Below are 14,702 nucleotides of genomic sequence, written 5' to 3'. Positions count from 1 at the left end.
CCTTCAGAGCCCGCCCATGCGCTTCACAGACATCTTCATCCGTCGGCCGGTGCTGGCGCTCGTGGTCAGCGCGCTGATCCTCGTGCTCGGCCTGCGTTCGATGACGACGCTCGCCATCCTGCAATATCCGCGCACGCAGAACGCCATCGTCACGGTCAGCACGGCCTATGCCGGCGCCGATAGCGATATCATCGCCGGCTTCATCACCACGCCGCTGGAGAATGCGATCGCCCAGGCCAACGGCATCGACTACATGACGTCGACCAGCGTCACCGGCAGCAGCACCATCACGGTGAACCTGCGGCTCAACTACGATTCCGGCAAGGCGATGACCGAGATCAACGCCAAGGTGAACTCGGTGCTGAACCAGTTGCCGACCGGCACGCAGCAGCCGACCCTGACCCTGAAGGTCGGACAGACCATCGACGCGATGTATATCGGCTTCGCCAGCGACGTGCTGGCGCCGAACCAGATCACCGACTATCTGACGCGCGTGGTTCAGCCGAAGCTGCAGGCGGTCTCCGGCGTGCAGACCGCCGAATTGCTCGGCGCCAAGAAGTTCGCGCTGCGCGCCTGGCTCGATCCCGACAAGCTCGCGGCCTATGGCCTGACGGCGACCGACGTGTCGACGGCGCTGTCGGGCAACGACTACATCTCCGGGCTCGGCACCACCAAGGGCCGCCTCGTGCAGGTCGACCTCGCCGCCGCGACCAACCTGCATTCGCTGGAGCAATACCGCAACCTCGTCGTCAAGCAGGTCAATGGCGCCATCATCCGCCTGCGCGACGTCGCCAATGTCACGCTCGGCAATGACGACTACGACAGCGCGACGCGTTTCAACGGCAAGACCGCGGTCTATATCGGCGTCCAGGTGGCGCCGACCGCGAACCTGCTCGACGTCATCAACGGCGTGAAGGCGGTCTATCCGGAGCTGCAGCGGCAATTGCCGAACGGCATCACCAGCGAGATCCTCTACGACTCCACCGATTTCGTGAACTCGTCGATCGACGAGGTGATCCACACGCTGGTGGAGGCCATCGGGATCGTGATCGTCGTGGTCTTCATGTTCTTAGGCTCGTGGCGCTCGGTGCTGATCCCGGTGATCGCCATTCCGCTGTCGTTGATCGGCACCTTCGGCCTGATGCTGCTGATGGGCTTCTCCATCAACCTGCTGACCCTGCTGGCCCTGGTGCTCGCGATCGGCCTCGTCGTCGACGACGCGATCATCGTGGTCGAGAGCGTGCACCGCCTGATCGACGAGGGCGTGCCGCCGGTCGAGGCGGCGATCCAATCGGCGCGGGCGCTGGCGAGCCCGATCATCGCGATGACCGTGGTTCTGATTGCGGTGTACGTGCCCGTCGGCTTCCAGGGCGGCCTCACCGGCGCGCTGTTCACCGAATTCGCCTTCACGCTGGCCGGCGCCGTCACCGTCTCGGCGGTGATCGCCCTGACCTTGTCGCCGATGAACTGCGCCTGGCTGCTGCGCCGGACCGAGCGCGACGCCACCACCCTCGAGGCGCGGCTGGTGAGAACGATCGACCATGTGCTCGAACGGCTCGCGCATGGCTATCGCCGCGGGCTCGAAAGCGTGTTCGCGACCAAGCCGGTGGTCGTGGTGTTCGCGCTGCTGCTGCTCGCGATGATCCCCTGGCTCTATGTCAGCTCCACCAGCGAGCTCGCGCCGGACGAGGACCAGGGCATCGTGCTGTCGCTGACGAATTCCGCGCCCTCGGCCACGCTCGAGCAGCGCCAGTTCTACGGCCAGCAACTGTACGGCCTGATCGCGCAGCGGCCGGAGACGCGCACCGTGTTCCAGATCGACACCTCGACGCAGGTGATCGGCGGCTGGGTGCTGAAGCCGTGGGATCAGCGCAAGGCGACGACCAAGACCCTGCAGCCGGAATTCCAGCAGCTCCTGAACGGCATCGCCGGCGCGCGCTCGGTGGCGTTCCAGCCCTCGCCGCTGCCGGGCAGCAACGGCCTGCCGGTCCAGTTCGTGATCGGCACCACGGGGTCCTTCAACGAGCTCAACGACGTGTCGCGGGATTTCATGACCAAGGCGCTGGCGAGCGGCAGGTTCATCTTCCTCGACAGCGACCTGAAGATCGACAAGCCGCAGACCACCGTGGTGTTCGACCGCGACAAGGCCGCCGATCTCGGCCTCAAGATGAGCGATCTCGGCGGCGCGCTCGCGACCATGCTCGGCGGCAACTATCTCGACTATTTCAGCCTGGAGGGCCGCTCCTACAAGGTGATCCCGCAGGTCCGGCAGAACGATCGCCTCACCGACACGCAGCTGCTCGACTATTCGATCCGCACCAGCGGCAACGCCATGGTGCCGCTGTCGACCGTGGCCCGGCTCGAGCGCAAGACCATCCCCGAGTCGCTCAACCACTTCCAGCAGATCAACGCGGCGACCATCTCCGGCGTGGCGATGCCGGGCATCGCGATGGGCGACGCGCTCGCCACCCTGAAAGAGATCGCGACATCGCTGCCATCGGGTTACTCGATCGACTATGGCGGCGCCTCGCGGCAGCTGGAGCAGGAATCCGGCGGCTTCGTCACCACCTTCGTGTTCGCGCTGATCATCATCTTCCTGGCGCTCGCCGCGCTGTTCAACAGCTTCGTCGATCCGGTCATCATCCTGGTGTCGGTACCGATGTCGCTGGCGGGCGCACTGATCTTCATCAGCCTCGGCATCGGCGGCGCCAGCATCAACATCTACACCCAGGTCGGCCTCGTCACCTTGATGGGCCTCGTCAGCAAGCACGGCATCCTGATGGTGGAGGTCGCCAACGAGCTGCGCGAACACGGCAAGGACCGCACCGAGGCCATCATCGCGGCGGCCACCGTCCGCCTGCGCCCGATCCTGATGACCACGGCGGCGATGGTGCTCGGCGTGATCCCGCTGATCGCCGCGAGCGGCGCCGGCGCGGTGTCGCGCTTCAACATGGGGCTGGTGATCGCCACCGGGCTCGCCATCGGCACCCTGTTCACGCTGTTCGTGGTCCCCGTCGCCTATGCGCTGATCGCCCATCGGGGTACGGCGCACGAGACGCCGGCCCAGGCTGCCGGGGCGACAGCCGCTCCTTAAACGGCTTACAAAACAACGAAATATCAGAAGCTTAGGCGAAGACCCGACAATCGAGCAGCCCGGCATTGACAAACGATATACTTAAACGATATATCGTTTGTACGAACGGGAGATCATATCGTATGAGACATCATCATTGGAAATTCGGACCTTCTCGCCGCGACGACGAAGAGCGCGGTTGGGCGCAACGCGGACGGCATGAGCGGCATGGCTTCGGCGAGACCTGCGAGGACATCCGGCTCAGCGGGCGCGGCCCCGGATTCGGCCGCCATCGCGGTCCCGGCCTGTTCGAACGGGACGGTCGCCGTGGCGGGCGCGAGGAATTCGGACGTGGCGGCGGGCGCTTCTTCGGCCCCGGCGACCTGCGCAGCCTGCTGCTGTGGCTGATCGGCGAGAAGCCGCGCCATGGCTACGAGCTGATCAAGGCGGTCGAGCAGCTGGTCGGCGGCGCCTATTCGCCGAGCCCGGGCTCGGTCTATCCGATCCTCAGCCTCCTCGAGGACATGGGCCAGATCGAAGCCGCCTCAAGCGAGGGTGGCAAGAAGCTGTTCGCGATCACCGACGCCGGACGCCAGGCGCTGAAGGACGACGAGGCGGCGATCGAAGGTCTGCTCAGCCGGCTGCGCATCATGGCCCGCACCATGGGCGGCATGCGCCCGCCCGAGCAGGTGCTGCAGAGCGTGCAGACGCTGAAGATGGCGCTCAAGATGCACCGGCAGGGTTGGAGCGAGGACGAGGCCAAGCGTGTCAGTGACATCCTCACCCGGGCCATCGCCGAGATCCAGGGCGACGACGACGGCGCGGCGAGCTGACATCAACATCAGCCAGAAGCGGAGGCGTAGCAGCCGGAATTGATATCCGTGCTCGCGCCGTGCAGACGGTGCGCTCCCTCTCCCCGTTCTTCACGGGGAGAGGGGCAGCCACGCGGGAAGCGTCGGTTGAGAAACCATACTCCCCTCATCCAAAACATCTGCTGTCGTCCCGGCCTTTAGCCAAGACTGCTAACATCGGGTCGCGATGAGACAGGCGACTGATAGCGACGTTCCTCGATAGCATCCGCGGTATGGGTCCCGGCGTTCGCCGGGACGACACCGTTGATGCGGCCTAGTCGAGCCAAACACACTGCTGTCGTCCCGGCCTTGCGCCGGGACCCGTACCGCGTGATGGTCGTTGGCGGAACGGCTCTCGGTCATCACCGTCCGCACCAGGATCCCGCAAGAGCCGCTACACCGGCTCCAGCACCATCAATCCCGTCGCCGTGTTGGAGATCGGGATGTGATAGTTGGAATGCTCCTTGCGGACCTTCTCCGGCAAGGTGCCGCGCGCCACCATCCAGTTCAGCAACTCGACGCCCTGGGTGCCCGACAGCTCGACCAGCTCGGTGGTCGAATACTTCGTCGCCCACGAGGGATCGTCGATCATGCTGGCCATGAACTTCTCATCGAAATCCTTGTTGATGAAGCCGGCCCGCTCGCCGTCGAGCTGGTGCGACAGGCCGCCGGTGCCCATCACGACGACGCGCTCATCCCCAGGCCAGGATTCGATCGCCCGCGCCAGCGCCTGACCGAGCTTGTAGCAGCGTGCAGCCGATGGCAGCGGCGCCTGCACCGTGTTGACGACGACCGGCACCACCCGCACCGGCCATTTCTGATCCGGCCAGCACAGCGCCATCGGCAGGGTGAAGGCGTGATCGACCACCATCTCCTGGCAGGTCGTGAGGTCGAAATCCTCCTTCACCAGATGCTCGATCAGGTGCCACGACAATTCGCTGTCGCCCTTGAACGGCGCGGTCTGCGGAATGCCCCAGCCCTCGTCGGCATTGCTGTAGCTGTCGGCCGCGCCGACCGCGAAGGTCGGCATCTTGTCGAGGAAGAAGTTGAGGCCATGGTCGTTGTAGACCAGCACGACGACATCCGGCTTCACCTTGGCGAGCCATTCGCGCACATGCGGGAAGCCGTCGAAGAACGGCTTCCAATACGGATCCTGCTGCAGACCCTTGGCGATTGCGCCGCCGATGGCCGGAACGTGGGAGGTGGTGATGCAACCGACGATCTTTGCCATGACGATTACCCCCTCGCCGCCAGAAGCTTGGCCTTGAACTGCTCTTTCGTCAGCCCGGTCTGCTGCGCGCCGATGTCCTGCATGTCGAGCCCGAAAATGCCGGCGAACTTGGCGAGGTAGTAGGCGTTGCCGCCGGCCTCGATCAGCTCGAGCACGTTGCGGTTCTTGATCGCCGCGCGCTGCTGCGCATTGAGGCCATATTTGGCGCAATAGCCGTCCTCGTCGGCGACGAAGGCCTTGCGGTTGGCGGCATCGTTGAACGAGTAGCACATCTTGTTGAGCGCGTAGCCTTTGCGCGCCTGCTCGCCGTCGAAGATGGTGGTGCCGGGCACGGGCTGCCGGGCTGACGTGGCGGACATCGTCGCCTCCCCTGTTCGTGTTACGACGACCACGCTTGATCTGGATCAAACGCGGCGCCGGTTCGTGCCGCCAGTATCGCCGACAGACATCCCCGATAAAGGCCGCGCGGCCGATCTGATCCATGAGCCAATTCGATCATTTGGACCTCGACGGCCACCTGCTGCAGCTGCTGCTCGCCGTCATCGAGGAAGGCTCGGTGACGCGCGCCGCGCAGCGGCTCGGCGTCACGCAGTCGGCCGTCAGCCATCTGCTCGACAAGCTGCGCGCGATCGCCGGCGACCCGTTGTTCGTGAAGTCCGGCCGCGGCATCGTGCCGACCGCCCATGCGCAGCTCCTGGCGTTGCGCGCCCGCGCGCTGCTCGACGATCTCCGGAGCTTCTCGCACACCGCCGCGTTCGAGCCGGCGAAAATCTCCGCGCAGGTGACGATCGCGGCCAATGATCTGCAGCGCGACCTGCTGCTGCCGTCCCTGCTCCGCTACGCCCGCGCGCAGGCGCCGGGCCTCAGCCTGCGGGTGATCCCTTCAGGCGCACCGGTGCCGGAAATGCTGCGCGAAGAACACTGCCAGCTGATCATCACGCCACGCCCGCCCGAGGGCAGCGACATCCTGCAGAAGCGGCTGTTCGAGGACAGCTATCGCGTGTTCTACGATGCGGGCCAGCGCGAGCCGCCGGAAAGCCTGGAAGACTATCTCGCCAGCGACCATGTCACCGTGCTGTACGAGCCGCGACGCCGGCTGGACATCGACGAGGTCCTCGCCGAGCGCGGCATCGTCCGGCGCTTCGCGGCGCAGGTTCCCGGCTTCGGCGGCATCGGGCCGTTCCTGCGCGGCAGCCGCATGATCGCGACCCTGCCGAGCCTGCTGCGCGCCTACATGCTGCGCGGCCTCGCGGTCGCGCCGGTGCCGGTCCCCTGCCCGGCGATGCCGATGTACATGGTCTGGCACCTGCGCCACCACGAGGATCCGATGCACCGCTGGCTGCGCCAGCAGCTCGAGATCGTGGTCGCGCCGAGCCTCGCCGCTGCGGCCGAGCACATGCCCATCATGGCGTGACTCATCCCGAGAGGTGAGCGGCCCTCACCCCGGCGTATGGCACACCGCCTCGATGTTGTTGCCGTCGGCGTCGCGCACGAACGCGCCGTAATAGTTCTCGTGATAATGCGGCCGCAGTCCAGGCGCGCCGTTGTCGCGTCCGCCTGCCGCGATCGCCGCCTGATAGAATGCATCGACCGTGGCGCGATCCTTGGCGTGGAACGCGACATGCGTCGAGGTCGCGGCCGTCCCGCCGGTGCCGATCCAGAAATCCGGACGGCCGTCGCCGAAGCCGGCGTGATCACCGTGGCCGCCGGTCTGCGCGTCGGTGATCTCCATCATCAGGACGTAGCCGAGCGGCGCCAGCGCCGCCGCATAGAACGCCTTGGCGCGGGCAAAGTCGGAAACGGGGAAGCCGACGTGGTCGAGCATGGCGATCCTCATCGATGATGACGGCCGAATGCTAGCTCCGCGGGCAGGACGGCGCAACGATGCACGCGGCACGCTCACATCGCGAGGATGCGCCGCGCCGTCCGTTGCCCACTCGCCAGCGCCGCCTCGACCGTTCCCATGTCGCGGCCGCGATACAACGCCTCGCCGGAGATCAGCACCCGTCCGCCATCCCGGCGCGAAAGCGTATCCTGCGCCTCGCGCGAGGTCAGCGTCGCGTAGGAATAGGCGCCGCGCGCGAACGGATCCTTCGCCCAATCCGTGACATGCGACGCGACGAGCTGCCGCTTCAGGGAGCCCACGGGCCGTGAGAAGATGTCCGCGAGCGCCGAAAGCCCTCTTTCGATCAGCGCGTCCTCGTCGCACGCAGCGAAGGCAGCGGCCGGCGGCCCGGCGAGCCAGCCGGTCAGCACCGCGTCATCGTTCGGATGCTGCGTCCACCACACCGGCACGTCGGCATCGGACAGCACGAACAGCATGTCCGAAAGATCCTCGGTCCGGGCCTCGCGCCACCACCGCCGCTCGAAGCGCAGCAGCAGCTTGATGACGTTGCCGAAGCCGATGGTTTCGGCGGCGGCCAATTGCGGACGCATGGAAGGCGGCAGCGCGATGGTTCGCAGCAGCGGCAGCGGCACGGTCAGGATGACGCGATCGCCGCGCTGCGCGCGGCCGTCGGCGCAGCGCACGACGACACCATCATCGGCGCTCTCCACCGCGCGCACCACCGCCTCGAGCTGCATCGCCACGCCATGCGCCCGGCACTCCGCCAGGAGATGAGCGAGCAGCGCCGCGTAGCCGCCGACGATGCGCGCCTGAGCGCCGCGCTCGCCGCCCATCCATTCGTCGCGCAGCGCGAACACGCTGGCACGGGCGGGATCGGCCGCGTCATAGCCCTGCACCATCCCGAGCACGGATTTGCGCAGGGCGGCGAACTCCGCGCCGGCGAAATGCCGGTCGAGCAGCGCCGTCACGGTCATGTCCTCGGCGAGCTGCCGCGCCACGCGGTGCAACTGGCGCATCTGCCGATCGGCGGGATCCTCGCGCGAGAACGCGCCATCCGCCACGTACCAGCGCGTGCCATCGACCGGCGTTGAGGCCAGCCCCGCCTCCGCCATCAGCGAATGGGTGACCGGCGCCTCGCCATGGATGAATTCCGCGCCGGCGTCCGCGCGATATCCGAACCTGCTCGCGGGCAGCGGATGGATGCGTCCGCCGCAGCGGTCACGCGCTTCCAGCAGCGTCACCCGCTGGCCGGCGCGGGCCAGCTCGCGCGCCGCCATCAGGCCTGCGGCACCGGCACCGACGATGATGATGTGCATTGGCCGCTCAGCCATGACTCGCCTGGGCCGGCATGGCCGAGCCGTTGGTGATCTTGTAGCGCAGCCACAGCGCGCCGCCCTCCAGCGCCGTGCTGCTTTCGAGCGTCATCGCCGTGATCGGCGCGCGCATGCCGGACTCGGCTTCCGTCGAATCGAACACGCTGGGCGCCCCCTTGGCGCCATCCACCGCCGGACACAGAACGAGGTTGAACTCGTCGACCAGACCGGCGCGCAGGAACGCGCCGTTGGCGCCGCCGCCGCCTTCGAGCAGCAGCCGTTTCACGCCGAGCTCGTGCGCGACGATGTCGAGCACGAGCTCGAGATCGAGCTTCGACTGGCCGGCGAAGACGTAGGACACGCCTTCGCCGCGCAGTCCCGCGAGATGCGCATCGGACACGGCCTCGGTCAGCACGACGACGATCGGATCGCCGCCGATGTCGGAGCGGCCCCAGCAGATCTTGCCATGGGGATCGAGCACGATGCCGTAGGCCTTGGCGCCGGGCCGCGCGATCCAATGGGTGCGCGGGAAGCGCTCGGTGGTCTCGGCGGGATAGGCCGAGCCCTTGGCGAATTCCTGGCCGGTGACGCGGCCAATCAGCCAGGCGTCGCCGCCGAGCTGGTCATGCACCTGCTCGAACAGATCGCCCGATCCCTTCGGACGCCAGCGGCTCGGCAACGTGCGGCCGTCGACGCTCGACGCCATCAGGCAGATGACTTCCGGTTTCATGCATCCTCCTTGTCGCCGCCAAACGGGGGTCACCGAATATCGGTGCGGCGGCGTTGTCAACGAAGCGGCGTGCGTTTCGTTCGATTGCGCCGGTTTCGCTCGCCGGCGCCGTCGTTGTTACGGCGCACATTCGTGCGCTAGTTTCGGATGAAATGGAGCCAACCATGGACGCTGCGCCGCGCAGACGGGACGCCATCGGTTTGCGCGGGGCAGCCCTGCTGGCTGCAGCGCTCGCCGGCCTCGCGCTCTGCGTCGCCGGGATCTGGCGCCTCGAAGCCGAGCGCGCAGGCATCACGATCACCCCGCTGCGGGCGGGCTCCACTCCCATCACCGTCTATCGGCGCGACGGAGCGGCTGCGTCGCCCGTCGTCGTCATTGCTCATGGCTTTGCGGGCTCGCGCCAATTCATGGAAGCCTATGCGCTGACATTGGCGCGCGCGGGCTATGTCGCGGTCTCGTTCGATTTCGAGGGGCATGGCCGCAATCCGACGCCGATGTCGGGCGATGTCACGCGCGTCGACGGCACGACGAAGAAGCTGATGAGCGAGATCGGCCGCGTTACCGATGCCGCGCTGTCCCTGCCGGGGACTGACGGCCGGGTCGCCCTGCTCGGGCACTCGATGGCGTCCGACATCATCGTGCGCCAGGCGCTGGCCGACCCGCGCATCGCCGCAACGGTGGCGATCTCGATGTTTTCCGAAGCCGTCACGCCGAGCGCGCCGCGCAATCTGCTGATCATCACCGGCGAATGGGAAACGGCCCTGCGCCGGGACGCGCTGCGTAACCTCCGGCTCGCCGATCCCGCCGCGCGCGAGGGCGACACCGTGGGCGATCCCGCGGACAACGGCGGGCGCCGCGCCGTCGTCGCGCCCGGCGTCGAACACGTCAGCGTGCTGTATTCGACGACCGCATTGCGCGAGGCGCGCGACTGGCTCGATCGCGCGTTCGGCCGCGCCAGCAGCGGCCCGGTCGCTTCGACTGGCGGTGCGATCGCGCTGCTGCTTGCCGGCATCGTGCTGCTGGCCTGGCCGTTGGCCGCGCTGCTGCCGAAGGGCAGCGCAGCGCCGCCTGCGCTTCCCTTGCGCAGCCTGGCCGTCGCCACCTTGCTGCCGGCGGTGGTGACCCCCCTGGTGCTGAGATTCGTCAATACGCGCTTCCTGCCGGTGCTGGTCGCGGACTACCTCGCCGTGCATCTGTTCGTCTATGGCGCGCTGTCGCTCACGCTGCTCCGCGCGCAGGGCGTTCACTTCGGCCGCGTGGCCTGGATCGCGGCGCTGGCGTTCGCCGCCTATGGCATCGGCATATTCGGCGGCGCGCTCGATCGCTATGTCGCATCGTTCATGCCGATTCCCGCCCGCCTCCCGATCATCGCCGCGATCGCGGCCGGCGCCGTGCCCGCCATGCTGGCTGACAGCCTCGCCAACCAGGGCGGCCATGCCGCGCTGTGGCGCACGCTCTGGATCAGGACCGCCTTCCTGGCCTCGCTCGGCAGCGCGGTCGCGCTCGATCTCCGCAGGCTGTTCTTCCTGCTGATCATCATTCCGGTCATCGTGCTGTTCTTCATCGTGTTCGGACTGATCGGCGGCTGCGTCGGCCGCAGGACCGGCTCGCCGATGGCTGAAGGCATCGGCCTCGGCCTGATTCTGGCGTGGTCGCTCGGGGTGTCGTTTCCGATGTTCCTGCCGGGCTAGCGCGCCGGTTTCCCCGGTGCACGAAGGGGCTGCGTCATGATACCAATCACGGACAGGGAGCACTCATGGCGAAACACCGCATCTACACGACGAGCTTCGCGAGCGTGTACCGGCTCTACGTCGCGAAGGGCGAAAAGAAGGGCCGGACCAAGGCCGAGGTCGATCAGGTCATCTGCTGGCTGACGGGCTACGATCAGAAACAGCTCGACGCTCAGTTGGACCGGCAGACGGACTTCGAGACCTTCTTTGCGCAGGCGCCGGCCATGAATCCGGCGCGCTCCCTGATCAAGGGCGTGGTCTGCGGCGTCCGCGTGGAGGACGTCGAGGAGCCGACGATGCGCGAGATCCGCTACCTGGACAAGCTGGTCGATGAGCTGGCGCGCGGAAAGGCGATGGACAAGATCCTGCGCACGCCGTGAGCGCCAAGCGCGCGGCGGCGGTCGTGCAAACCCAAGCCTCAGTCCTGCTCCTGCCCCGGCGCCTGCCGCAGCATGAAATGCCCGAATGCGGTGGCAATCGGCTTCGTATCATCGTCCTGCCAGGCGCGGGCCTCGAAGGCGACGACGCGGCGGCCCTGCTTGACGATCGACGCCGACGCGATGCTGTCGAGCGCGCGCCCCGAACGGAGATAGTTGATGGTGAGGCCGATCGGCTTCGGCGGCGCCGACGCGCCGAGCTCGCGCATCACGGTGATGATCGCCGCGGTTTCGAGGAATGCGCCGGTCATGCCGCCGTGGATCGCCGGCAACACGGGATTGCCGATGATCTGCTGCGAGAACGGCATCATCAGCGTCTCGTTCTCGGCGAGACGAATGCCGAGACAGCGCGCGAACGGACTGGTGGCGAACGGCCCCGTCGGATCCTCAGGCGCCTCGAGCGGTGGCGGCGCGCCGTTGAACGCCGGGCGATCGGTCAGCATGTTGGTGCGGTTGGCGCCGATCATGAAACAGGCCGTCGCGGTCGCGACCGGTTCGCTTTCTTCCTCCTGATAGGCGGTGGCGCGCACGAAGGCGATCGAGCGCGTGACGCGGAAGCATACGGCATGCGCCTTGATGTCGAGCCCGGGGGTCGCCGGCTTCTGATAGTCGATGCGCAGATCGAGCGTGGCGATCGCCCGGCTGCCGTCGAGCGCGAGCTGCACCGCCATTCCGCAGCTCTCGTCGAGCATCGCCGTGACCACGCCGCCATGGATGACGCCGGTCTCGCTGTCGCCGACGAACACGGGACGATAAGGCAGGGTCGACCAGGCCTCGCCGGGCGCGAAGCGGTCCATCCTGAGCCCGCTGATATGGCCATAGACCGAGCGGCGATTCCTGATGGCCCCGGCGAGCGCGTCGAATGCCGGCGGTGCGGCGGTGGGCGGAATGTGGGACATGCGCGATTTAGAGCATGATCGCACGGAGGCACGAAGTCTTTTTCCGGCACATCTGCTTTGTGTGCGAACGATCCGCCCCGGACCACCGCTGCTCCCGCCTCTGCACCGTTCTGCACCGCCGACCACGTTCACGACGCGCGCCGCGAGACCGACGTGCAGCAGCGCGCACCGCACGGCCTTGCAGCTCGGCGCCGGGACCGCATTCCGCAAAACTACGTGGATGAAATGTTCCACCGGCGCGGCGCGCTTAGAACATTGGCAACCTTAATATGATCATAATTGTCTCCATCAAATCCCGGAGACCCCGTCGATGCGCAGATCCACCAAGACGCCGGACGCCCCGCCGAGCAGCGGCACGGCCTCTCTACGAATTGTCCTGAGCCTGGCGCTCGTTGCCAGCGCCGGCGCGATGTGGTGGAGCAGCGGCGGCGCCAACAGCTTCTCCTTCGGTAACGGAGCGCCTTCGCTCGAGACCCGCGTCGCCACGCTGACATCGGAGCTGGCCCAGCTCAAGGCCGAGACCGCCCAGTTGCGCGACCGCCAGAGCGACACCTCCGGCGAGCTCATGCAATTGCGCGCCAGCCTCACCACGACCGAGACCGGCCTGGCCACTCTGCGCACCGCCGCCGACGAGACCGAGGCGCGCCGCCGCGATACGGCCGACAAGATCGAGTCCGATCTCGCGCTGCTGAAGCGCCAGGCGGTCCGCCTCCGCGGCGCCCAGGAAGATGCGGCGACCGAGCTGAGCGGGCTGCGCACCGCCGCCGCGAACAGCGACATGTCCATCGAGCAGCTCCGGACCTCCACCGGCGAGATGCGTCAGCAGTTGGCGCGCATCGAGACCGCGCGCGAAGCGACCAGCTCGATCTCCCGCAGGCCTCACCGTGTCAGGCGCGTAGCGCGCGCGGCCGAGGCGCAGCACGAGCCGCAGCCCTTCCTGATGCAGTGGCCCGGCGTCCTCCCCGCAGGCCGCAACTGATTTGAAGTGCCACCCGGCCTGACCCGCGAATCGCGGTCAGGCATCAGCCCGGCTGGTCACCACCAGCCCGGCTGCACCGGCCGGTAGTAGGTCGGAGGCGGCCCGCGACGACGCGGAGCCGCGACGGGCTGGCCATCCCAGCTGCGCTGGAAGAAGCTGCCGAAGCCGTCGTCATATTCGTCCCCGCTGGCGACGACATCGGCATTGGTCGTCGGCCGCCGCGTGATGAAGCCGCCCTGCGGCTGGTTGCTCAGCACCGCCACGAACTCGGTCCGGTAGTTGGTCTCGCTCGACAGCGGCTCGTCCGAGACGATGATCGAGGAGCGCGGCACCGCCGTCGGCGCGATGCGGTCGAGCACGTCCTTCGGAATGGTGATGCGGTCGAGCGCGTCCTTGGCGGTGTCGCCGTCGTCGATGGTCACCGCCGTCCAGCGCAGCCCCGCGCCGTCCTGCGCCACCGCGGTGAACACATGCGTTCCGATCGGCCGGTCGGGATCACGGATGGTCACCGGGGCCTCGATCGAGGTGTCGAACACCTCGCCGCCGCCATCGGGGGCCGGCTTGTGCGTGTTGCGCCTGACATAGAGCATCTGCGTCGACCGGCTGATATAGACCGAGACCGGCTCGGTCGCGAGCCTGGCGTCGGTCGCGGCCTTGCTCGTCTCGGTCTTCCTGGCCGCCGCCGCCTTGGCGGCGTCCTTGGTCGAGGTCGCCGCTGCGAGCTTCACGGTCGCGTCCGACTTCGCGGCCTCGAGCTGCGCTGCCGCGTCGGTCGCCTTGGCGGCGGCCTTCTGCTTCGCATCCTCGGCCAGCGTCCTGGCCTGATCGGTCTTGGCGGCAGCCAGCTTCCTGTCGGCGAATTTGAGCTCGGCCTCGGCGCGTGCCTTGGCCTGCTCCAGCTTGCGCAAGGACGTCTTCAGCGCCTTGGCCTCGCGCTCGGCCGCGGCGGCCGCCGCCTTGGCCTCGTCGGCGCTCTTGGCGGCGTCCTCGGCTTCGTGGCCAAGCGTCGCGGCCCGCGACGGCACCGCGGCGAGCGCCTGCGCATTTGGTACGAACAAAGCGGGATGGGAGAACTCGACCGGCGCCGGGTCACCCGGCGCGATGATCACCCGCATGCCGATCCAGGTCCGGTCGAACAGCTTCTCGGCAAAGCCATAGGGCATGCGGACGCAGCCATGCGAGGCGGCATAGCCAGGCAGCGGCCCGCCGTGCAGCGCCACACCATTCCAGGTGATGCGCTGCATGTTCGGCATCCAGGCATCGTCGTAGAGCGTCGAGTGGTGGTCCTTGTCCTTCTCGATGATGGCGAACACGCCGGCCGGCGTCTCGCGGCCGGAGACGCCGGTCGAGACCGGCGCGCGCCAGATCCAGCCATCGGCGTCGTAGAACGTCACCTTCTGCGCCTTGATGGACACGATCGCCATGATCGGATCGCCATGCGCGCGCGGCGCCGTCGCCTCGGTCACCGGCGCCGGACGCGCCTGCCGTGCACCAGCCTCGGATCCGGCCAGCGCCAGCACGGTGGCAGCCGCGAGAGTCGTCAGGAGCGCTCCCCGACGCCGCATCGCTGCAAGGTTCTGAGCCGCCGTGGATCGTGTCGCCATGCTGTTTCC

Annotated in this window: 13 protein-coding genes; 6 read left to right on the top strand and 7 right to left on the bottom strand. The window is 67.6% G+C overall.

The window, feature by feature from the left end:
- The first annotated feature begins 16 nt into the window (after nucleotides 1–16).
- Together ACQR2C_RS23215 and ACQR2C_RS23210 are read left to right on the top strand one after the other, a co-directional pair.
- On the top strand, nucleotides 17–3,094 hold the full coding sequence (locus ACQR2C_RS23215) for an efflux RND transporter permease subunit (RefSeq protein WP_434882203.1): 3,078 nt from the start codon (nucleotides 17–19) through the stop codon (nucleotides 3,092–3,094).
- 122 nt (nucleotides 3,095–3,216) lie between these two features.
- Nucleotides 3,217–3,906 carry a PadR family transcriptional regulator gene (locus tag ACQR2C_RS23210; protein ID WP_434882202.1) on the top strand — a complete coding sequence of 230 codons (690 nt, stop codon included), beginning with the start codon at nucleotides 3,217–3,219 and terminating at the stop codon, nucleotides 3,904–3,906.
- Nucleotides 3,907–4,318: 412 nt separating this feature from the next.
- Here ACQR2C_RS23210 and ACQR2C_RS23205 read toward each other — a convergent pair whose 3' ends face one another.
- Together ACQR2C_RS23205 and ACQR2C_RS23200 are read right to left on the bottom strand one after the other, a co-directional pair.
- Nucleotides 4,319–5,155, bottom strand: coding sequence for a class III extradiol dioxygenase family protein (locus tag ACQR2C_RS23205; RefSeq protein ID WP_315802457.1), 837 nt, complete (start codon nucleotides 5,153–5,155; stop codon nucleotides 4,319–4,321).
- Nucleotides 5,156–5,160: 5 nt separating this feature from the next.
- A complete protein-coding gene (locus ACQR2C_RS23200) occupies nucleotides 5,161–5,514 on the bottom strand; it encodes a protocatechuate 4,5-dioxygenase subunit alpha (RefSeq protein ID WP_315782786.1) in 354 nt (117 codons plus the stop codon).
- A gap of 122 nt (nucleotides 5,515–5,636) precedes the next feature.
- On the opposite strand from ACQR2C_RS23200, the gene ACQR2C_RS23195 reads away from it, so the two are divergent.
- Complete coding sequence (locus ACQR2C_RS23195) at nucleotides 5,637–6,569, top strand: LysR family transcriptional regulator (protein WP_434882201.1); 933 nt, start codon at nucleotides 5,637–5,639, stop codon at nucleotides 6,567–6,569.
- A 24-nt stretch (nucleotides 6,570–6,593) separates the two neighbouring features.
- On the opposite strand, the gene ACQR2C_RS23190 is transcribed toward ACQR2C_RS23195, so the two are convergent.
- From ACQR2C_RS23190 to ACQR2C_RS23180, 3 genes are all read right to left on the bottom strand, one after another.
- A complete protein-coding gene (locus tag ACQR2C_RS23190) occupies nucleotides 6,594–6,980 on the bottom strand; it encodes a VOC family protein (protein WP_434839743.1) in 387 nt (128 codons plus the stop codon).
- Between the two features lie 74 nt (nucleotides 6,981–7,054).
- Nucleotides 7,055–8,332: a flavin monoamine oxidase family protein gene (locus ACQR2C_RS23185; RefSeq protein WP_434882200.1), complete on the bottom strand. Its 1,278-nt coding sequence runs from the start codon at nucleotides 8,330–8,332 to the stop codon at nucleotides 7,055–7,057.
- A complete protein-coding gene (locus tag ACQR2C_RS23180) occupies nucleotides 8,325–9,044 on the bottom strand; it encodes a RibD family protein (RefSeq protein WP_434882199.1) in 720 nt (239 codons plus the stop codon). The genes ACQR2C_RS23185 and ACQR2C_RS23180 overlap by 8 nt, the downstream gene beginning before the upstream one ends.
- 164 nt (nucleotides 9,045–9,208) lie before the next feature.
- Between ACQR2C_RS23180 and ACQR2C_RS23175 the strand changes: the two genes are divergently transcribed.
- Nucleotides 9,209–10,735 (top strand): alpha/beta hydrolase, encoded by a 1,527-nt coding sequence (locus tag ACQR2C_RS23175; protein WP_434882198.1) that lies wholly within the window; start codon nucleotides 9,209–9,211, stop codon nucleotides 10,733–10,735.
- A gap of 65 nt (nucleotides 10,736–10,800) precedes the next feature.
- On the top strand, nucleotides 10,801–11,154 hold the full coding sequence (locus tag ACQR2C_RS23170; RefSeq protein ID WP_434882197.1) for a DUF2200 domain-containing protein: 354 nt from the start codon (nucleotides 10,801–10,803) through the stop codon (nucleotides 11,152–11,154).
- Between the two features lie 38 nt (nucleotides 11,155–11,192).
- Here ACQR2C_RS23170 and ACQR2C_RS23165 read toward each other — a convergent pair whose 3' ends face one another.
- Nucleotides 11,193–12,110, bottom strand: a complete 918-nt coding sequence (locus ACQR2C_RS23165; protein WP_315802450.1) for a PaaI family thioesterase — start codon at nucleotides 12,108–12,110, stop codon at nucleotides 11,193–11,195.
- Nucleotides 12,111–12,420: 310 nt separating this feature from the next.
- On the opposite strand from ACQR2C_RS23165, the gene ACQR2C_RS23160 reads away from it, so the two are divergent.
- Entirely contained in the window at nucleotides 12,421–13,089 is a 669-nt protein-coding gene (locus ACQR2C_RS23160; protein ID WP_315802449.1) for a hypothetical protein, read from the top strand.
- Nucleotides 13,090–13,145: 56 nt separating this feature from the next.
- Here the strand turns inward: ACQR2C_RS23160 and ACQR2C_RS23155 are convergent, their stop codons facing one another.
- Nucleotides 13,146–14,693 carry a L,D-transpeptidase gene (locus tag ACQR2C_RS23155; protein ID WP_315802448.1) on the bottom strand — a complete coding sequence of 516 codons (1,548 nt, stop codon included), beginning with the start codon at nucleotides 14,691–14,693 and terminating at the stop codon, nucleotides 13,146–13,148.
- Nucleotides 14,694–14,702: the final 9 nt, after the last annotated feature.

It is taken from the genome of Bradyrhizobium sp. HKCCYLRH3061 (assembly GCF_051168015.1).
Classification (GTDB): Bacteria; Pseudomonadota; Alphaproteobacteria; order Rhizobiales; family Xanthobacteraceae; genus Bradyrhizobium.
Note: the sequence above shows the minus strand (reverse complement) of the source record. Positions and strands in the feature narration are given on the sequence as shown.

Bases quoted from the DNA above. Each gene is read 5' to 3' on its own strand.
- ACQR2C_RS23215 (WP_434882203.1), top strand. From the start codon at position 17: ATGCGCTTCACAGACATCTTCATCCGTCGGCCGGTGCTGGCGCTCGTG.
- ACQR2C_RS23210 (WP_434882202.1), top strand. From the start codon at position 3,217: ATGAGACATCATCATTGGAAATTCGGACCTTCTCGCCGCGACGACGAA.
- ACQR2C_RS23205 (WP_315802457.1), bottom strand. From the start codon at position 5,155: ATGGCAAAGATCGTCGGTTGCATCACCACCTCCCACGTTCCGGCCATC.
- ACQR2C_RS23200 (WP_315782786.1), bottom strand. From the start codon at position 5,514: ATGTCCGCCACGTCAGCCCGGCAGCCCGTGCCCGGCACCACCATCTTC.
- ACQR2C_RS23195 (WP_434882201.1), top strand. From the start codon at position 5,637: ATGAGCCAATTCGATCATTTGGACCTCGACGGCCACCTGCTGCAGCTG.
- ACQR2C_RS23190 (WP_434839743.1), bottom strand. From the start codon at position 6,980: ATGCTCGACCACGTCGGCTTCCCCGTTTCCGACTTTGCCCGCGCCAAG.
- ACQR2C_RS23185 (WP_434882200.1), bottom strand. From the start codon at position 8,332: ATGGCTGAGCGGCCAATGCACATCATCATCGTCGGTGCCGGTGCCGCA.
- ACQR2C_RS23180 (WP_434882199.1), bottom strand. From the start codon at position 9,044: ATGAAACCGGAAGTCATCTGCCTGATGGCGTCGAGCGTCGACGGCCGC.
- ACQR2C_RS23175 (WP_434882198.1), top strand. From the start codon at position 9,209: ATGGACGCTGCGCCGCGCAGACGGGACGCCATCGGTTTGCGCGGGGCA.
- ACQR2C_RS23170 (WP_434882197.1), top strand. From the start codon at position 10,801: ATGGCGAAACACCGCATCTACACGACGAGCTTCGCGAGCGTGTACCGG.
- ACQR2C_RS23165 (WP_315802450.1), bottom strand. From the start codon at position 12,110: ATGTCCCACATTCCGCCCACCGCCGCACCGCCGGCATTCGACGCGCTC.
- ACQR2C_RS23160 (WP_315802449.1), top strand. From the start codon at position 12,421: ATGCGCAGATCCACCAAGACGCCGGACGCCCCGCCGAGCAGCGGCACG.
- ACQR2C_RS23155 (WP_315802448.1), bottom strand. From the start codon at position 14,693: ATGGCGACACGATCCACGGCGGCTCAGAACCTTGCAGCGATGCGGCGT.